Raw genomic sequence first — 16,881 nt, forward strand, 5'->3', positions numbered from 1 at the left:
GATGGACGGCCTCACGCGCGTCGATCAGGCGCTGATCGTGCTGGCCGTCCTGCAGGCGGCGGTGTTCTGCCTGTTCTGGTTCGACAAGGTTCAGGCCCGCAACGGCGACTGGCGGGTGCGGGAACGCACCCTGCTGCTCGGCGCCCTGTTCGGCGGTCCGGGCGCCTGGCTCGCCCAGCACCTGCTGCGCCACAAGACCCGCAAGGAGCCGTTCCGGTCGCTTCTGGGCGGGGCGATCATCCTGCACCTGATCGGGGTGGTGACGATGTTGTGGTGGCTTCTGCGATAGCGCTCCCGCCCCGGCTTGCCCGCCCTCCCCGTCCGGTCCAAGCTCGTCATCGGACAAGGGGGAGCAGATGATGAAACGGTTGATGCTGACGGCGGCGATGGCCGCGTTGACGCTGGCGGCGGCGCCCGCCTTCGCCCAGGACACCGCCCTGCGCGCGGCGGTCGAGGCCGACTATGACGCCAACCTCGGCGCCCTGTTCGATCATTTCCATCGCAATCCCGAGCTTTCCGGCATGGAGACGCAGACCGCCGCCCGCATGGCGAGCGAGCTGCGGGCCCTGGGCTATGAGGTTACCGAGGGCGTCGGCGGGACCGGGGTGGTCGCGGTGCTGCGCAACGGCGACGGGCCCACCGTCATGATCCGCGCCGACATGGACGGCCTGCCCCTGCAGGAACAGTCGGGCCTGCCCAACGCCTCCACCGCCCGCCAGGTCGATGCCGACGGGACCGAGAAGCCGGTCATGCACGCCTGCGGCCACGATGTGCACATCACCGCCCTGGTCGGCACCGCGAGGCAGATGATGGCCCGCCGCGACCGCTGGTCCGGCACCCTCGTCCTGATCGCCCAGCCGGCCGAGGAGCGCATCTTCGGCGCCCGGGCCATGGTCAACGACGGCCTGTACACCCGCTTCCCCAAGCCGGACTACGCCATCGCCTTCCACGTCGCCGCCGACATGCCGACCGGCCGGGTGGACGTGCCGCTGGCCGTCACCTCGTCCAGTTCGGACAGCGTGGACATCACCGTGCGCGGCGTCGGCACGCACGGGGCCTATCCGCACATGGGCGTCGATCCGATCTATGTCGCCTCGCAGATCGTGGTCTCGCTCCAGTCCCTGCGCAGCCGCGAGACCAACCCGCTGGAAGGCGCGGTCGTGACCGTCGGCAGCTTCCACGGCGGCATCAAGCACAACATCATCTCCGACCACGCCGAGCTGCAGCTGACCGTTCGCGCCGACAGCCCCGAGGTGCGCGCGCAACTGCTGGACGGCATCGACCGGATCGCCCGCAACACCGCCCTGGCGCTGGGCGTGCCCGAGGATCGCCTGCCCGTCGTCACCCGCTCGACCACCGAGACGACGCCCGCCACCATCAACGACGCCGCCACCGCCGCCCGCGTCCGGACCGCCGTCGCCGCAGGGCTCGGCGAGGGGGTGCTGATCGACGAACCCCGCACCGGCATGGGCGCCGAAGACTTCGCCTATTTCGTCACGCCGGAGAGCGGGGTGAAGGGCGTCTACTTCAGCGTCGGCGGCACGCCCGCCGCCGAGGTGGCCGATGCGCCGGGGCACCATTCGCCCCTGTTCCGCATCACGCCGCGCCCGGCGGTGATTACTGGCGTGGAAGCTTCCGTTGCGTCAGCCGAAGCTCTCATGCCACGCAACGACTGAAGACTGACGCTCGATCCCGTCGAATAGTCAGTAATACGTAGCTTAACCGTCCGTTAGGCTGGCCGGGCGCAACACCACAATTCCAATGTGGTTAAAGGCGTTGTCAGTGCGGTTCGGCTCGATACTCAGGCCGCTCGCCGTCGGGATGCTCGTTCTTGCATCCTGTACAGCGGCGCTGGCCGCCAATACATCTGCAGGTAGTGAAAAAGGCGCTCCAGTCGCGGCTGTGTACCCGCCGTGGCTGGATTCCACGTCTTCCTTCGCCCGCGCCGGGGCGGCCGCGCCCGTACTCGGCATGGGCGTATCCCCGTTCATTGTTCTGTCCGCCGCCCGCACGCCCGCCCAACGCGCGGCGGTGCGCGAGAGCGGCGCCTGGCTCATTCTTGACGGTTCGCTGGCCCGCTGGTGCGGAACCGTTCCCGGAGACTCCGATGACGACTGAAACCCTCGACCTCCAGCGCCGCGTCGGCGGCCGGGTGGTGATCGGGCTGATCGCCCTGCTGGCGCCGATGGTCGCCGCCGCACGGCTGCTGACGGGAGAAGCCGTCATCGCCCCCCTGGTCACCGCGACGGTGCTGGCCGGGGCCGCCGGACTGCTCTGGCGGATCGGACGGGGCGCCGCCCTCGCCCAGATGGGGCTGGCGGCCGTCCTGATGGCGCAGGTCTCGATGCTGGTCGGCGCCCTCGCCGGACACAGCTGGCAGGTCGACATGCACATGGCCTATTTCGCCGCCCTCGCCGTGCTGGTGGTGTTCAGCGACTGGCGCGTGATCGCCGCCGGCGCCGCCGCCGTCGCCGTCCATCACCTCGCGCTCAACTTCGTCCTGCCGGCGGTGGTCTTCCCCGGCGGCGGCGACCTCGCCCGGGTGGTCGTGCACGCGGTGATCCTGATCGTCGAGACCCTGGTGCTGGTCGCGGTCACCAACAGCGTCTCCACCATGTTCGAGCGGATCGAACGAACCATGGCCGAGACCGCCGCCGCCCGTGAGGCCGCCGAACTGGCGGACCGTCAGGCGCGCGAGAGTGAAGAGGCGCAGCAGCATCTCCGGGATCAGTCGATCGCCGAGCGCGAACGCAACGCCCGTGAGCAGGAACGCGCCGTCACCCGTCTGGGACAGGGGCTGTCCCGACTGGCGGAAGGCGACCTCACCACGCGGATCGACGCCGACTTCCCCGAGGCCTACCGTCTGCTCCGCGACGACTTCAACGCCGCCGTCGAACGGCTGGCGGCCTCCATGGCGGCGATCTCGGACGTCAGCGGCGGTCTGCGCGGGCAGAGTGACCAGCTGGCCCGGGCCGCCCACCAACTGGCCCAGCGCACCATGCGTCAGGCGGCCGGTCTGGAGGAAGCGGCCGCGGCGCTGGAGGAGATCACCACCACCGCGGGATCGACCGCCCAGGGCGCCGACCGCGTCGCCGACGTCAGCGCTCAGGCCCGCACCCACGTCCACCAGTCGGTCGAGGTGGTTCAGTCGGCGGTGACCGCCATGACCCAGATCGACAACTCCTCACGCGAAATCAGCCAGATCGTCGGCGTCATCGACGAGATCGCCTTCCAGACCAACCTGCTGGCCCTGAACGCCGGGGTCGAGGCGGCACGCGCGGGCGAAGCCGGTCGCGGCTTCGCGGTGGTCGCCTCGGAAGTCCGTGCTCTCGCCCAGCGGTCGGCCGAAGCGGCGAAGGAAATCCGGACCCTGATCCAGGAGTCCGGGCGTCAGGTCGGCGACGGCGTGGCCATGGTCGGCCAGACCGGCTCGACGATCGACGGCATGGTCGAGCGATTCACCGAGATCAACAGCCTGATCCGTGAAATCTCCCGCGCCTGCGCCGAGCAGAGCGAAGGCCTTGGACAGGTCAACACGGCGGTCGCCATGATCGACCGCACGGTTCAGGAAAACGGCGCCGTGGTCGACGAGACCAATGAGGCGGTCACCGTCCTCAATCGCGAGGCGGAGCGGCTGGGCGAGCTGATCGCGGGCTTCCGCCTGCCGTCCGACCGGTCCGGCGCGACGGCGGCTCTGGCCGCCTAGATCCCCGCGCCCGGCTCGGGGTCCAGATCGGCGTCGCGGCCCTCGACGATGCGGGCCGCGGCGAGGTCCGCGGTGACGTTGCCGATGGTGCGGAAGATGTCGGGGATGACCTCCACCGCGAGCAGCAGCGGCAGGACCTGAACCGGCACGCCCATGGCCAGACAGATGGGCGCGATGGACACGAAGAAGCTGACCTGACCCGGCAGGCCCACGGTGCCGACCGAGACCGCCAGCGCAGTCAGGCCGCCCACGACCCAGAGCGCCGGGCCCAGATGGATGCCGTGCAGGTGGGCGACGTAGATGACCACCGCCAGATTGGCGACCGGGCTGGTGATCCGGAACACCGCCACCGCCAGCGGCAGGACCAGACCCGCCGTCGCCGTCGATACGCCCAGCGCGGTGCGCGCCTGTTCGACCATGGCCGGCAGGCTGGCCAGCGACGACTGGGTCGAGAAGGCCACCACCTGCGCCGGGACCACGCCCCGGGCGAACCGCGCCAGACCGATCCGTCCGAACGGCACGGCGACCGCATAGATCAGCAGGATCAGCCCGACCTGGGCCAGCACCACCAGCGCCACATAATGCCCCAGCACGCCCAGCGCCCCGAGCCCGGCGTTCAGCCCCACGCCCATCGACAGGGCGAACACGCCGATCGGAGCGGCCAGCAGCACCCAGTGGACGATGACGATCATCGTCTCGGACACCGCCTCGAAGAAGGTCACCAGCGGGAGCCGGAGCCGGGCGTCCAGCCGGGTGGTGGCGAAGCCGAACGCGATGGCGAAGACCACGATGCCCAGAATGGCGTCCTCGGCTGCCGCGCGCACCGCATTGGGCGGCGCCAGGCTGGCCAGGAAGGCGGGCAGGCCGCCGCTATGGGCGTTGCTGGTGACGGTGGAGGCGTCAGGCGCGCTGGCCAGCAGGGTCCGCGCGCCTTCCGCGCTGACCGGCCAGAGCATGTGCAGCCCCTCCGACGCGAGGAAGGCGTAGATCACCGCGCCGGTCAGCATCAGGCCGAAGACCAGCAGGGCCTTCAGCGCCAGTCGTCCGGTCGCCGCGGCGTCGGCGATAGAGGCCACGCCGGTCACCAGCAGGCCGAACACCAGCGGAATGATCGTCATCTTCAGGGCGTTCAGCCACAGGGTGCCGATCGAGCCGATGACGGCCGCCGTCCCCTCCCCGCCGGGAAGGCCCCAGGCCTGCGCCGCCGCCCCCGCGAACAGGCCGGCCAACAGGGCGATCATCACCCACAGGCTCAGGGATTTCAGCGCGGAACGGAGTCGGGAAACGGCCATCCGGCGAAGCTATGCGGCGGAAGGCCTTCGGTCGAGGGCCTCGATCACTGTTCTCGCGGCGACCGCCAGATCGGCCTGCCCGGCGCCCGCCACCGTGATCCGGGCCAGCACCTGCCGCTCACGCCCCTGCCCCTGTCTGCGATAGGCCGGATCGTAGTGGGCGTGGATCAGGCTTTCCGCCAGCGCCGCGGTCTCCCCGCGCGCCGCCATGGCGCGCCAGTCCGACCGGTCGACCTTCGACAAATGCCGCGGCAACTCCGACAAGGCCCGATCCAGCGCGGCGGCGTCCCGGGCGATCGCGGCGTAGTCCCCGACGATCCGTTCGACACGGACGGCGACGGGAGCGTCCAGTTCGACCACGGGAGCCGTCGCCATCGCCGCCCAGACCGTGCGCGGCAGCACGCGGCGGCCGATCCGGCTGCTCTCTGCCTCGACCACCACGGGGAGAGCAGGGTCCAGTCGGGACAGCGCATCGTACAGCCGGCTCTCGAACAGCTTCTGCGGCGGCTGGCCCTCCGGCAGGCCGCCGAACACCGACCCCCGATGTCCCGCCAGTCCTTCCAGATCGAGCACCTGCGCCCCTGCCTCTGCCAGGACGCCGAGCAGGGCGGTCTTGCCGACGCCCGTCGGGCCGTCCAGCAGCACCAGCCGGTGATCGAGCTCGGCCTCATACAGTCCCGCGAACACCTGTCGTCGCCAGGTCTGGTAGCCGCCGTCCAGCACGGTGACCGGCCAGCCGACCTGGCTCATTACCTCCGCCATGGCCCCCGACCTCTGCCCGCCGCGCCAGCAGTGGACCAGCGGCCGGAACCCGCCGTCCCGATCCGCGAGGGGGCCTTCCAGATACGCCGCGATGTTCCGCGCCACCAGCACCGCGCCCCGGCGTCGCGCCACGAATTTCGAGCCCCGGACGTACTCCGTCCCGATCTCCGCCCGCTGGGCATCGTCCAGAACCGGCAGGTTTATCGCCCCCGGGATATGGTCCTCGGCGAACTCCCCGGGGCTGCGCACGTCGATGACGGCGTGGAAGCCGTCCAGCGCCGGCCTGGAGATGTCGGCCGTGCGCCGGATCATCCGGTCACGCGCACCCGCGCCGGGCCCTCCACCACACGGCCCACGACCGCCGCCTGATCGAAGCCGTCAGCCCTCACCATCGCCAGCAGGCTCTCCGCCTCGGACGCGGCCACGGCGATCAGCAGGCCGCCGGACGTCTGGGGATCGGTCAGCAAATCCCGCGTGGCCCGCGACAGGCCGTCCGCCCCGTCCACGGCCTCGCCGTAGCTGTCCCAGTTGCGGCCCGACGCACCCGTCCTGACGCCCGCCTCAAGCAAGCCGGCGACACCGTCCAGCAGCGGCGGGGATGCGGTCAGTTCGACGCTCACCCCGGCGCCGCGCGCCATCTCCAGCGCATGCCCCAGCAGACCGAAGCCGGTGACGTCGGTGACCGCATGCACCCCGGCGCGGCCCGCAAGCTTGCTGCCCACGCTGTTCAGCCGGGTCGTCGACGCGATGAGGGACTGATAGCCGGCCTCATGCAGCCGTCCGCCCTTGAACGCGGCGCTGAGAATGCCGACGCCCAGCGCCTTGGTCAGGATCAGCAGGTCCCCCGCCCGGGCGTTGCGATTGGTCAGGACCTGATCGGGATGCACCAGCCCCAGCGCCACCAGACCGTAGATCGGCTCCACGCTGTCGATCGAATGTCCTCCGGCCACCGGAATGCCCGCCGCGGCGCACACCGAGGCCCCGCCCTCCAGGATCTGTCCGATGGTCCGGGTCGACAGCACTCCCACCGGCATGCCGACAAGCGCCAGCGCCAGAATGGGCGTCGCTCCCATCGCATAGATGTCCGAGATGGCGTTGGTCGCCGCGATCCGCCCGAAGTCGAACGGATCGTCGACCACCGGCATGAAGAAGTCCGTGGTGGCCACCAGCGCCTGCTGGTCGTTCAGCCGCCACACGGCCGCGTCGTCGCTGGTCTCGGCTCCGACCATCAGATTGGCGAACGGCGCCGCCGCCGGCATCCCTTTCAGAATGTCCTGCAGCACGGCCGGAGCCAGCTTGCAGCCGCATCCGCCGCCGTGGGCCAGTGATGTGAGAGGGGGTTCGACGGTCTCCATGCCCGTTGGCTTAGGCAAGGTGACGCCGGATGGCTACAGGCCTCTGGACGGACCCTGCGTAAACCGCCCACAGTCCGGTCTGCTGACGGGAGCCGCATCATGATCATCGTCCACCATCTGAACGACTCGCGCTCGCAGCGTGTGCTGTGGCTGCTTGAGGAACTCGGCGTCGAGTACGAGGTCAAACGCTACGAGCGGGATGCGAAGACCCGGCTGGCGCCGCCCGCGCTGAAGGCCATCCATCCGCTCGGCAAGTCGCCGGTGATCCAGCACGGCGACGTCATCGTGGCCGAGACCGGCGCCATCGTCGAATATCTGCTGGAAACCTTCCCCGACGCCGGACTGAAGCCCGCGTCCGGAACGCCGGAAGCCCGGCGCTACACCTACTGGCTCCACTACGCCGAAGGGTCGGCCATGACGCCCCTGCTGCTGAAGCTGATCTTCGGCGTCATCCCCCAGCGCTCCCCCGCCCTGATCCGCCCGATCGCGCGCGGGATTTCAAAGAAGGTCGGGGCCAGCCTGATCGACCCGCAGATCGCCAGCCACCTCGGCTATTGGGAAGCCGAGTTGCACAAGTCGGAGTGGTTCGCCGGCGAACGCTTCACGGCCGCGGACATCATGATGAGCTTCCCGCTGGAGGCGGCCGGCTCCCGCGCGCCCTTCGGGGACCGCATGCCGAAGGCTGCGGCCTTCCTGAAGCGCATCCACGCCCGCCCGGCCTACCAGCGGGCGCTCGAGCGCGGCGGGCCCTACGCCTACGCCTGAGTCGGCTGCGTAACATTCAGGACACGGTTTCGTCAGAGCGGGAGACCGGGGGAAACCCGGTCCTGAACCAGACGTTAACGGGCCATGCGCCTGAAGACCGTACAGATTATCGCCGCCCTGACCGCGGCCATCGCCTTCATCATGGCTTTCATCGCCGCCGGGGTGCTGTTGGTGTCAGGCCTGTTCATGGCCCTGGGCCTGGCCGCCGTGGCCTGGCTGGCCCTCAGCCTGATCCGGCAGGTTAACGCCGTGCGGGGCCGGAAGACCGCGACACTCACGCGCCCTTGAACCTTTTCGCCGGGCGCCCTACCCTCTTGGGCCGGTCGCGTGCGCCCAGCGATCTCTGTGCCGAGTAGTCTGTCAGTCGGGCGAAGCAAGAAATTCACGACATATGGAAAAAGTGCCGATGACGGCCGAGGGCTACCGTGTCCTCGACGATCAGCTGAAGCAATTGAAGTCGGTTGAACGGCCGAACGTGATCGCGGCCATTTCCGAGGCCCGCGAACACGGCGACCTGTCTGAAAACGCCGAGTATCACGCCGCCAAGGAGCGCCAGGGCTGGATCGAGGGATCGATCGCCGAGATCGAGGACAAACTGTCCCGCGCCCAGGTGATCGACGTCTCCAAGCTGTCGGGCTCGCAGGTGAAGTTCGGCGCCACGGTCACCGTGGTGGACGAGGACACCGAGGAAGAGGGTCGCTACCAGATCGTCGGCGAGCACGAAGCCGACGTGAAGGCGGGCAAAATCTCCATCGCCTCCCCGATCGCCCGCGCCATGATCTCGAAAGAGGTCGGCGACGTGGTCGAGGTCAACACGCCCGGCGGCGTGAAGGCGTACGAAATCCTCAAGGTCGAGTGGAAGTAGGCTCACCGCCGAAAGCACTCACGATCCGCGTCGTCTCGGACGGCCGGATCGGGATGGAAAATCAGGCGCTGGGGTTGGCGGAAGCCCTCCAGCGCCTTTCGCCGTCTGAAATCACCGTTCGTCGCGTAAAGTGGCGCAAGGCCTTCGACAAGCTGCCGTCGGCCCTGAAGGCGCCGTGGATGCTGGACCCCGCGTCGGACGATCCCCTTCCCGGGGCCGGCGACGCCTGGCCCGACGTGTGGATCGCCACCGGCCGCGCCACCCTGCCCCTGTCCCTGATGGCCAGGCGCCGCTCCGGCGGAAAGACCTTCGTGGTCCAGACCCAGGACCCGCGCTGGCGCACCGGCGACTATGATCTGGTGGTCGCGCCCCGCCATGACGGGATCGCGGGGCCGAATGTCCTGTCGATCACCGGCTCTCCCCACCGCATCTCCGCCGAGCGGCTGGCCGAGGGGGCGAAGACCTTCGCGGACCGTTTGGAGTCCCTGCCGCGCCCGCGCGTGGCGGTCCTGATCGGCGGCAAGTCCCGCGCCTACGACCTGCCCGAAGATCACGCCGCCCTCTTGGCGGACCGCATCGCAACGGCCGTCACGGCGACGGGCGGCTCCCTGATGCTGACCTTCTCGCGCCGAACGCCCGAGGCGGCGAAGGCGGCGATGACCGCGCGTCTGTCCGGCCTGCCGGGCCTGATCTGGGACGGCGAGGGCCCGAACCCCTACTTCGCCTTCCTTCAGTTCGCCGACCACATCCTCGTGACCGAGGACAGCGCCAACATGGCCGCCGAGGCCGCCTCAACAGGCAAGCCGGTGCACATCCTGCCGATGGTCGCCACCAAGCCCGCCGACAAGTTCGCCCGGCTGCACGCCGACCTGCGCGAGCGCGGGGCCGCCCGGCCGTTTGACGGAACGCTGGAGAGCTGGACCTATACTCCGCTGGTGGAGACCGACCGGGCGGCGCGCGAAATCCTGAACCGGCTGGCCGTCAGGAACGGATAGCTCGACGTCGGCGGCCGGGCGTGGCTTCCTGCTCTCCATGCTCACCCTGCTCGCCCTCGCCGCCCTGTCGACGACGCAGACCACCGCCGGGGAGGCGGCCCGACCGCCTGTGTCGATCTGCACGGCGCAGGAGGGATCGCTGGATCGCCACACCGGCTACAGGCGTCCCGACGGTCAGGTCTGGTGGTATGCGACGCTCGCGGAAACCGCAGCGCCTTTTGAGTCCTTGCGCGAGGCCACCGCGCACGGCCGGGACTGGTACCGCGACCGCAGCCCCCTGACGGTCCGCGGGCTGGTCTATGAGTTCCGGGGCGTCGAACCGCTCGGTGACTGGCCGTTTCGTCGGTACAATCGCATCATAAGCCCGATCGACGGCGTGCCCGCCCTCGTGCCTCTCGGCGCGGAAGACCGGGAAGTCTGGGTTCTGCTGGAGCCCGTGGGGTGCAAGTTCGCGGTCTGGGCGCGCGATCCCGAGGCGGGTCAGTCCCCGCCGCCACCGCCCCCGTCGCCACCGCCGTCCGAGCCGCTGTCGCCGCCGTCGACGTGAGTCCCGCCGCCGTCCGAACCGTCCTTCTTCGCCTTCGCATTCGCGGCGCCCATCATGGCGACGCCGAAGCCTGAACCGATGGCGATGCCGATCGGCAGCCAGACGGCGAGATTGTCTGTAGCGACGCCCAGCGAAGTGCCGATGGCGACGCCCATCCCCATGCCGATCGGCAGGAAGGCTGCTGGATTGGTCTTCTTCATCCCCGACTCCTTGTTCCCTCAGGCGAGCCTACCATCGCGGAATCCGGAATCAGCCCTTAAATAGGCGTCATGAGCACTCTCCGTACCGTCCGCGTCGCCATCATCGGCTCCGGCCCCGCCGGCTGGACCGCCGCCATCTACGCCGCGCGCGCGCTGTTGAAGCCGGTCGTGATCGCCGGCCTGCAGCCCGGCGGCCAGCTGACCATCACCACCGACGTCGAGAACTATCCCGGCTTCGCGGACGTCATCCAGGGCCCCTGGCTGATGGAGCAGATGCAGAAGCAGGCCGAGCACGTCGGGACCGAGGTCATCCACGACATCGTGGTGAAGGCGGACCTGTCGCAGCGCCCGTTCCGCCTGACGCTGGATTCGGGGACCGAGATGCTGGCCGAGACGGTGATCATCTCGACCGGCGCCCAGGCCAAGTGGCTGGGTCTGGAGAGCGAGGCCAAATACCAGGGCTTCGGCGTCTCCGCCTGCGCGACCTGCGACGGCTTCTTCTACCGCAACAAGGACGTCATCGTGGTCGGCGGCGGCAACACCGCCGTGGAAGAGGCCCTGTTCCTCACCAACTTCGCCTCCAAGGTCACCGTCGTGCACCGCCGCGACGAATTCCGCGCCGAGAAGATCCTGCAGGACCGTCTGTTCGCCCACCCGAAGGTCGAGGTGGTCTGGAACAACGCCATCGATGAAATCCTCGGCGAGACCAACAGCTTCGGCGGCGTCAACGTCACCGGCGCCCGGGTGAAGAACGTCGAGACCGGCGAGACCCGCGACATCACCGCGGACGGCGTCTTCATCGCCATCGGCCACGCCCCGTCGTCGGAGCTGTTCGCCGGCCAGCTGGAGACCAAGCAGGGCGGCTATCTGGTCGTGAAGCCGGGCACCGCCGCCACCGCCATCGAGGGCGTCTGGGCTGCGGGCGACGTGACCGACGACATCTACCGCCAGGCCGTCACGGCGGCGGGCATGGGCTGTATGGCCGCGCTCGAGGCCGTGCGCTTCCTCGCCGAGGAAGACCACGCCAAGGCCCACCATCCGATTTCGCACAAGGAAGCGGAGAAGATCGGGGTCTGGTGACCCCGATCCGTTGGCAAGGTCAGTCTTCCGACGCCTCCGTCAGCTCCGCCACATCCTCGGCCGACAGCGTCAGGGTCGCCGCCTTCAGGATATCGGACAACTGCTCCAGCGAGGTCGCGCTGACGATCGGCGCCGCCACGGCGGGCCGGGTCAACAGCCAGGCCAGGGAGACCTGGGCGGGCGTCGCCTCATTCCGGTCCGCCACCCCGCGCAGCGTGGCCAGCACCCGCATGCCGCGCTCGTCGAACCGGTCCTTCAGCCCGGCGCCGCGCGTGGTCGAGGCCGCCTCTTCCGCCGTCCGGTACTTGCCGGTCAGGAAGCCGCTTTCGAGGCTGTAGTAGGTAATCACCCCCAGCCCCTGCTCGACCGCCAGTTCCTGGAGCGGCCCCTCGAAGGTCTTGCGGCTGTACAGGTTGTAGTGCGGCTGCAGGGTTTCGTAGCGCGGCAGCCCCTCGCGGGCCGAGATCGCCAGCGCCTCGGACGTCGCCTCGGCCGTGTGGTTCGAAACCCCGATGGCGCGGACCTTCCCGGCCTGCACCAGCTTGTCGTAGGCGCGCAGGGTCTCCTCCTGCGGCGTGTTCGGGTCAGGCCAGTGGGACTGGTACAGGTCGATCACATCGGTCTGGAGGCGCTTCAGGCTGTCCTCGACCGCCCGCTCGATCCAGGCGCCGGACAGATCCGTGCGGTCGTCCGCGTGCTGCCCCATCGGCGAGCCGACCTTGGTCAGCAGCAGGACATCGTCGCGCCGGCCGCGCGCCTTCAGCCATTCACCGATAATGGTCTCGCTCTCACCGCCCCGGTTGCCGGTCGCCCAGCGCGAATAGACGTCCGCCGTATCGATGGCGTTGAAACCCGCGTCCACGAAGGCGTCGAGCAAGGCGAAGGACCGATCCCGGTCCACGGTCCATCCGAAGACATTGCCGCCGAACACCAGAGGTGCGGTTTCGAGGCCGCTGCGACCGAGGGGGCGTTTCTGCATGAGGAGGCTCCTGCGTTTCGGGGAGCCTTTCATCTGGGGCAGGTCAGCGTGACCGCAACCACCGCCTCACGGCTTTGTCAGCCGAACAGTTGCAGTTCCGCCGGAGCCGTATCGACCGGTTTGCCCGTGCGGCGACGAAGAGCATAGTCGACGGCCTTCTGCACCGCCCGCTCGTCCGACGGCTTGGACAGGACACCGATAGTCCCGGCGACGCCGTTGCGGACCATGCCGGGGTTGGCCGTCATGAACAGGACGGTCACGCCCATCTCTTGCGCCAGCTCGCGTCCCAGTTCGACACCGGTGGGGCCGTCGGACAGGTGGATGTCGACGAGGGCCAGATCGACTTCCGTCTCCCGCACCAGATTGCGGGCGGTCCGCGCATCAGCCGCCACACCGGCAACCTCGTGGCCGAGATCTTCCAGCACAAAGCGGAGTTCCATGGCGACGAGGGCTTCGTCCTCAATGATCAGGATGCGGGCGGTCATGGGAGGCGGACAGACAGACTTTTAAACTCGGACGTGCGTATGAAAGGCGCACAGGGAACGCACAAGCCCCGTGCAGGTTTCGCGCCAATGTCGGTTATCAGACAACCAGCGCCGCCCGTCTTCTGGACAGGGCGGTGGCGGGCAGATCGGCGACCACGCGCAAACCCTCCGACGCCCAGTTCCGTTCCAGTCGCCCGCCCAACTGCCCTTCGACGGACAGGGTGGCCAGCGATGAACCGAAGCCCGACCGCTGCGGCGGTCCCACGATCTCGGGCCCGCCCATCTCGCGCCAGGTCAGGATAAAGCGGTCGCCTTCGTTCCGGGTGTCCAGCTCGACGTGCCCGCCGTCGACCGAAAGCGCGCCGTACTTGGCCGCATTGGTCGCCAGTTCATGGAACAGCAGGGCGACCGAGGTCGCGGCCTGATCGTCGAAGGTCGCATCATCGCCGTTCAGCCGGACCCGCGCCGCGCCGTCGGGTCCCGCATAGGCCTTGAACAGGTCGTTCAGGAAGGCGTGGAGGGTGGTCGTGCCCACCAGCGGACGGGACGTCTCCGTGTGCGGCCGTACGAACTCATGCGCCCGCGCCAGCGCATTGATCCGCGTCCGCACCGCCGAGGCGAAGGCCTTGGCCTCGGGAAACTGGCGGGCCGACAGGGCGATCAGGGCCGAAACGACCGCGAAGATGTTCTTGATCCGGTGGCTCAGTTCCTGGCTCAGAAGCTCCTTGGACTGCTCCATTCGCTTCAGGTCGTCGATGTCGGTGCAGGTGCCGAACCAGCGGGTGATGACGCCGGTTTCGTCCCGGATCGGGACCGCTCGCCCCAGGGTCCAGCGATAGACCCCCGAGCGGTGCCGGAGCCGGTACTCGATCTCGTACAGTTCGCCGGTCGCCAGCGAGTGTCGCCACAGCGCCCAGGCCCGCTGCCGGTCGTCGGGATGGAACATCTCGTTCCAGCCCTCGCCGTCCGTCGAGCCCGCCGGGACCCCGGTGAACTCGTACCAACGGGCGTTATAATAGTCGTGGAAGCCGTCCGGCAGGGTCGACCAGACCATCTGCGGCATGGAATCGGCGATGGCCTGGAAGCGGGCGTCGCTTTCGGCCAGTTGCCGGGTCACGGCGGCCAGCCGCACGTCGCGGGCATCGCGGAAGCCGTCGTTGGCGTCGCGGCGAAGGGCGGTCGCCTCCTGCTCGGCGATGCGACGCGCGCCGGCGGCGATGATCGCCGCATCCTGGGCGGTGACCTTGCGCAACTCCATCAGGGTCTGGACCTGATGCGCCAGCACGGTCAGGGCCTGGGCCTGCAGGTCGGTCAGACCTTTGGGCCTCGGCTTGCTGTCGATCACGCAGAGCGATCCCAACGGCTGGCCGTCCGCGCTGACCAGCGGCGCGCCGGCGTAGAAGCGGATATGGGGCGGGCCGGTGACCAGACCGTTCTCGGCGAAGCGCGGATCGAGGGTGGCGTCCGGCACCACCATGACGCCCTCGCCCCGCATCGCGTGGTCACAGAAGGAAACGTCGCGCCCGGTCGAGCAGGCGTCCAGTCCGACCCGGGCCTTGAACCACTGCTCGTCCTCGGCGACCAGGCTGACCAGTGCGATCGGCGCCTCGCACAGGCGCGCGGCCAGCACAGCGATCTCGTCGTACTCGGTCTCCGGCTGGGTATGCAGGACGCCATAGGCGCGCAGGGCCGCGATCCTCTCGCGCTCCAGCGCGCTGCTCAGTCCGGTCTTGCTGTCTCGCACGCCTACGCCTCAAGCGGCGCCGTGCGCCTGTCGTCCGACTCTAATGCGAAGCCGATGACGACGTTGCAACATTCGAACGCTGAATATCAGGATCCGGGGCGCCCGACTTCCTCGACGTTCATCGGCGTCACCCCGGGCGGCGGCGGCGCGGGCGCGGCGGCCGGGGCCGGCGCGGGGGTCTCGAAGGCCGCCAGCCGCTGGTTGATCGTGGCGATGTCTTCGGCGGTGGCCTGACGACGACCGCCCAGAGAAACCACGCCGACCACACGGGTGCGGCCGTCGATCTCGACGGTGCGCGTGGCGCCGGTCCCGGCCGCGGCCGCCGCGGCCAGGGCGGCGTCGGCTTCCGCCAGGGTGACGGTTTCCGGAATCTGGATGCGCGGACGCGAGAACCGCGCCTCGTCGATCAGCGGCTCCCGGCCGGCGTAGGCCTGACGGAAGGCGGCGGTCTCACCGTAGACGCCCTTCCAGCGATAGAAGATATGCGCCCCGATCTGGGTCAGCTTGTTCAGGGTCGGCGCCCACCAGGGGTGGACATAGTCGGCGTGGTAGTGGGTCGCGGTGCCGACACGCTCCGAGACATAGCCGGACAGGGCGCGCTCGGCGACCTTGCGCGACCGCTCCCAGGCCCATGCGACCGGCGCCTGTGACAGGGCCCCGTCGCAGGTGAAGCTGAACTGGCAGCCCGTGACCCGCTCGGCGCCCTCGAACACCACGCCGCAGACCGTGTTGGCGTAGTTGGGGTCGCGTACGCGGTTCAGGATGACCTGGGCCACGGCTTCCTGCCCCTCGGTCGGCTCCAGCGCCGCCTCATAATAGATCGCCTGGGTCAGGCAGCGCACGGCGCGGCGGCGATCCTCGGCGCTGGCGGGACGGAAGACAAAGGGGCGCGCCGGGCGCAACTGGCCCGACACATTGGGCGTGGCGGCATTCAGGCGCAGCGCGTCTATGCCGTCCTCGCCGAAGCCGAGGGTCGGCTTGCCGATCAGGGTCAGGCTCTCCCAGCCCGGCGTCAGACCATACAGGGCCGGCTGGCGGGCCGACGGGTCCATCCGCTCGGCCAGCGCCACCTGCGACGGGGTCATCCCCGCCATGATGGCCGCCAGCCCCTTGTTGGACAGATCACCGCCGGTCAGGCGACGCACGTTCTCGACCCGCTGATCGATCTCCGGCCGGGGCGTCGAGGAGGCGGCCATGGCGACGCCGAAAACAGCCAGCGCGACGGGCGCGGCGGCGGCGAACCGTCGCGCTGTCTTCATCACCGACGTCAGGGTCGTCCGGTTCAGTGTCCGCCTCCAAAGCCTCCGGCCGGTTGGCCGAAGCAAGGGTCATGCCCCCGAAGGGGGGCGCTTTTCAGGCTGAAAAGCGCCGTTCGGTCAAGTCTCAGCGACCGCCGAGGGTCGAACGCAGCATCCAGGCGAACTTCTCATGCGCCGCCAGACGCTGGGTCAGCAGGTCGGCCGAGGCCTCGTCGCCCGCCTTGTCGGCCACCTCGAACGCCGCGCGCGCGGTGGCGATCAGGGTGTCGTGGTCGGCCAGCAGTTCCTTCAGCATCGGGATGGCGTCCTTGTCCGGGTCGCCGTCCTTGATCGAGGTCAGGTTGCCGAAACCCGAGAAGCTCTGCGGGGCCACCACGCCCAGGGCGCGGATGCGTTCGGCGATTTCGTCCAGGGCGTTCCAGATGTCGCGGTACTGCTGCTCCAGCAGATTGTGGAAGCTGAAGAACTCCGGCCCGCGCACGTTCCAGTGATAGCCGTGCGTCTTCAAATAGACCGCGAAGCTGTCGGCCAGAACCTTGGTCAGTTCCTGGGCGACCTCATTGCGATCCGTCTTGCTGAGGCCGGTGTCGATGGTCACGGTCATGGGGAGATGTCCTGAATGAAAAGCGCGTTTCGGCGTTACAATTAGGCGCCGCGACGCCTCCGGCCAAGCCCGCCTTGCGGAAAGCGTGACTATACGAAGGGATATATGCGGCGTTCGGGAACGCCTTTATCGACATAGCGTTGCAGTCAGCACGCCGGAGAATGCGTGCGGAGGGATACAGCGGCCTTGGGGGCGGACCGGTTTTTCAGACAGCTGGCGCTGGCCCAGCCCGGGAGACCGGGA

General features: G+C 69.1%; 18 protein-coding genes. 9 read left to right on the forward strand and 9 right to left on the reverse strand.

The features are described from left to right. The first annotated feature begins 1 nt into the window (after nt 1). From VGE03_RS01585 to VGE03_RS01595, 3 genes are all read left to right on the forward strand, one after another. On the forward strand, nt 2–289 hold the full coding sequence (locus tag VGE03_RS01585; protein ID WP_331044717.1) for a DUF1294 domain-containing protein: 288 nt from the start codon (nt 2–4) through the stop codon (nt 287–289). A gap of 70 nt (nt 290–359) precedes the next feature. Continuing rightward, entirely contained in the window at nt 360–1,676 is a 1,317-nt protein-coding gene (locus tag VGE03_RS01590) for an amidohydrolase (protein WP_331044718.1), read from the forward strand. 431 nt (nt 1,677–2,107) lie between these two features. Further along, the gene (locus tag VGE03_RS01595; protein WP_331044719.1) at nt 2,108–3,706 is read left to right on the forward strand and encodes a methyl-accepting chemotaxis protein; all 1,599 of its coding nucleotides are present in this window, start codon (nt 2,108–2,110) and stop codon (nt 3,704–3,706) included. Here the strand turns inward: VGE03_RS01595 and VGE03_RS01600 are convergent. The 3 genes from VGE03_RS01600 to selD are packed head-to-tail and all read right to left on the reverse strand — an operon-like array spanning nt 3,703 to nt 7,115. Further along, nucleotides 3,703–4,998: a dicarboxylate/amino acid:cation symporter gene (locus VGE03_RS01600; protein WP_331044720.1), complete on the reverse strand. Its 1,296-nt coding sequence runs from the start codon at nt 4,996–4,998 to the stop codon at nt 3,703–3,705. The genes VGE03_RS01595 and VGE03_RS01600 overlap by 4 nt on opposite strands. Before the next feature lie 9 nt (nt 4,999–5,007). Then, nucleotides 5,008–6,072 (reverse strand): tRNA 2-selenouridine(34) synthase MnmH, encoded by a 1,065-nt coding sequence (gene mnmH, locus VGE03_RS01605; RefSeq protein WP_331044721.1) that lies wholly within the window; start codon nt 6,070–6,072, stop codon nt 5,008–5,010. Then, nucleotides 6,069–7,115, reverse strand: coding sequence for a selenide, water dikinase SelD (gene selD, locus VGE03_RS01610; protein WP_331044722.1), 1,047 nt, complete (start codon nt 7,113–7,115; stop codon nt 6,069–6,071). The genes mnmH and selD overlap by 4 nt, the downstream gene beginning before the upstream one ends. 99 nt (nt 7,116–7,214) lie before the next feature. Here selD and VGE03_RS01615 point away from each other — a divergent pair, with 99 nt between their 5' ends. The 5 genes from VGE03_RS01615 to VGE03_RS01635 all read left to right on the forward strand — a co-directional run bounded on the left by VGE03_RS01615 (nt 7,215) and on the right by VGE03_RS01635 (nt 10,287). Beyond that, nucleotides 7,215–7,880: a glutathione S-transferase gene (locus tag VGE03_RS01615; protein WP_331044723.1), complete on the forward strand. Its 666-nt coding sequence runs from the start codon at nt 7,215–7,217 to the stop codon at nt 7,878–7,880. Between the two features lie 84 nt (nt 7,881–7,964). Then, nucleotides 7,965–8,168, forward strand: coding sequence for a hypothetical protein (locus tag VGE03_RS01620; protein WP_331044724.1), 204 nt, complete (start codon nt 7,965–7,967; stop codon nt 8,166–8,168). A 103-nt stretch (nt 8,169–8,271) separates the two neighbouring features. Beyond that, the gene (greA, locus tag VGE03_RS01625) at nt 8,272–8,745 is read left to right on the forward strand and encodes a transcription elongation factor GreA (RefSeq protein WP_141625921.1); all 474 of its coding nucleotides are present in this window, start codon (nt 8,272–8,274) and stop codon (nt 8,743–8,745) included. Continuing rightward, complete coding sequence (locus VGE03_RS01630) at nt 8,736–9,740, forward strand: mitochondrial fission ELM1 family protein (protein ID WP_331044725.1); 1,005 nt, start codon at nt 8,736–8,738, stop codon at nt 9,738–9,740. The genes greA and VGE03_RS01630 overlap by 10 nt, the downstream gene beginning before the upstream one ends. 37 nt (nt 9,741–9,777) lie before the next feature. After that, nucleotides 9,778–10,287, forward strand: a complete 510-nt coding sequence (locus VGE03_RS01635) for a hypothetical protein (protein WP_331044726.1) — start codon at nt 9,778–9,780, stop codon at nt 10,285–10,287. On the opposite strand, the gene VGE03_RS01640 is transcribed toward VGE03_RS01635, so the two are convergent. Next, a complete protein-coding gene (locus VGE03_RS01640) occupies nt 10,221–10,487 on the reverse strand; it encodes a hypothetical protein (protein WP_331044727.1) in 267 nt (88 codons plus the stop codon). The genes VGE03_RS01635 and VGE03_RS01640 overlap by 67 nt on opposite strands. A 69-nt stretch (nt 10,488–10,556) precedes the next feature. On the opposite strand from VGE03_RS01640, the gene trxB reads away from it, so the two are divergent. Next, complete coding sequence (gene trxB, locus VGE03_RS01645; RefSeq protein ID WP_331044728.1) at nt 10,557–11,567, forward strand: thioredoxin-disulfide reductase; 1,011 nt, start codon at nt 10,557–10,559, stop codon at nt 11,565–11,567. A gap of 19 nt (nt 11,568–11,586) precedes the next feature. Here the strand turns inward: trxB and VGE03_RS01650 are convergent, their stop codons facing one another. From VGE03_RS01650 to VGE03_RS01670, 5 genes are all read right to left on the reverse strand, one after another. After that, nucleotides 11,587–12,546: an aldo/keto reductase gene (locus tag VGE03_RS01650; protein ID WP_331044729.1), complete on the reverse strand. Its 960-nt coding sequence runs from the start codon at nt 12,544–12,546 to the stop codon at nt 11,587–11,589. Nucleotides 12,547–12,623: 77 nt separating this feature from the next. Beyond that, the gene (locus VGE03_RS01655) at nt 12,624–13,031 is read right to left on the reverse strand and encodes a response regulator (protein WP_331044730.1); all 408 of its coding nucleotides are present in this window, start codon (nt 13,029–13,031) and stop codon (nt 12,624–12,626) included. Between the two features lie 97 nt (nt 13,032–13,128). Then, entirely contained in the window at nt 13,129–14,775 is a 1,647-nt protein-coding gene (locus VGE03_RS01660) for a PAS domain-containing protein (protein WP_331044731.1), read from the reverse strand. Nucleotides 14,776–14,861: 86 nt separating this feature from the next. Then, a complete protein-coding gene (locus tag VGE03_RS01665; protein WP_331044732.1) occupies nt 14,862–16,034 on the reverse strand; it encodes a cell wall hydrolase in 1,173 nt (390 codons plus the stop codon). Nucleotides 16,035–16,158: 124 nt separating this feature from the next. Then, nucleotides 16,159–16,638 (reverse strand): Dps family protein, encoded by a 480-nt coding sequence (locus tag VGE03_RS01670; RefSeq protein WP_331044733.1) that lies wholly within the window; start codon nt 16,636–16,638, stop codon nt 16,159–16,161. Nucleotides 16,639–16,881 lie beyond the last annotated feature (243 nt).

This window comes from Brevundimonas sp., from assembly GCF_036400995.1.
Lineage (GTDB): Bacteria > Pseudomonadota > Alphaproteobacteria > Caulobacterales > Caulobacteraceae > Brevundimonas.

Excerpts from the sequence above, each read along its gene's own strand:
- VGE03_RS01670 (WP_331044733.1), bottom strand. The coding sequence starts at position 16,638 with ATGACCGTGACCATCGACACCGGCCTCAGCAAGACGGATCGCAATGAG.
- VGE03_RS01620 (WP_331044724.1), top strand. The coding sequence starts at position 7,965 with ATGCGCCTGAAGACCGTACAGATTATCGCCGCCCTGACCGCGGCCATC.
- VGE03_RS01640 (WP_331044727.1), bottom strand. The coding sequence starts at position 10,487 with ATGAAGAAGACCAATCCAGCAGCCTTCCTGCCGATCGGCATGGGGATG.
- VGE03_RS01635 (WP_331044726.1), top strand. The coding sequence starts at position 9,778 with ATGCTCACCCTGCTCGCCCTCGCCGCCCTGTCGACGACGCAGACCACC.
- VGE03_RS01590 (WP_331044718.1), top strand. The coding sequence starts at position 360 with ATGAAACGGTTGATGCTGACGGCGGCGATGGCCGCGTTGACGCTGGCG.
- greA (WP_141625921.1), top strand. The coding sequence starts at position 8,272 with ATGGAAAAAGTGCCGATGACGGCCGAGGGCTACCGTGTCCTCGACGAT.
- selD (WP_331044722.1), bottom strand. The coding sequence starts at position 7,115 with ATGGAGACCGTCGAACCCCCTCTCACATCACTGGCCCACGGCGGCGGA.
- VGE03_RS01655 (WP_331044730.1), bottom strand. The coding sequence starts at position 13,031 with ATGACCGCCCGCATCCTGATCATTGAGGACGAAGCCCTCGTCGCCATG.
- VGE03_RS01600 (WP_331044720.1), bottom strand. The coding sequence starts at position 4,998 with ATGGCCGTTTCCCGACTCCGTTCCGCGCTGAAATCCCTGAGCCTGTGG.
- VGE03_RS01615 (WP_331044723.1), top strand. The coding sequence starts at position 7,215 with ATGATCATCGTCCACCATCTGAACGACTCGCGCTCGCAGCGTGTGCTG.
- trxB (WP_331044728.1), top strand. The coding sequence starts at position 10,557 with ATGAGCACTCTCCGTACCGTCCGCGTCGCCATCATCGGCTCCGGCCCC.
- VGE03_RS01585 (WP_331044717.1), top strand. The coding sequence starts at position 2 with ATGGACGGCCTCACGCGCGTCGATCAGGCGCTGATCGTGCTGGCCGTC.
- VGE03_RS01595 (WP_331044719.1), top strand. The coding sequence starts at position 2,108 with ATGACGACTGAAACCCTCGACCTCCAGCGCCGCGTCGGCGGCCGGGTG.
- mnmH (WP_331044721.1), bottom strand. The coding sequence starts at position 6,072 with ATGATCCGGCGCACGGCCGACATCTCCAGGCCGGCGCTGGACGGCTTC.
- VGE03_RS01650 (WP_331044729.1), bottom strand. The coding sequence starts at position 12,546 with ATGCAGAAACGCCCCCTCGGTCGCAGCGGCCTCGAAACCGCACCTCTG.
- VGE03_RS01665 (WP_331044732.1), bottom strand. The coding sequence starts at position 16,034 with ATGAAGACAGCGCGACGGTTCGCCGCCGCCGCGCCCGTCGCGCTGGCT.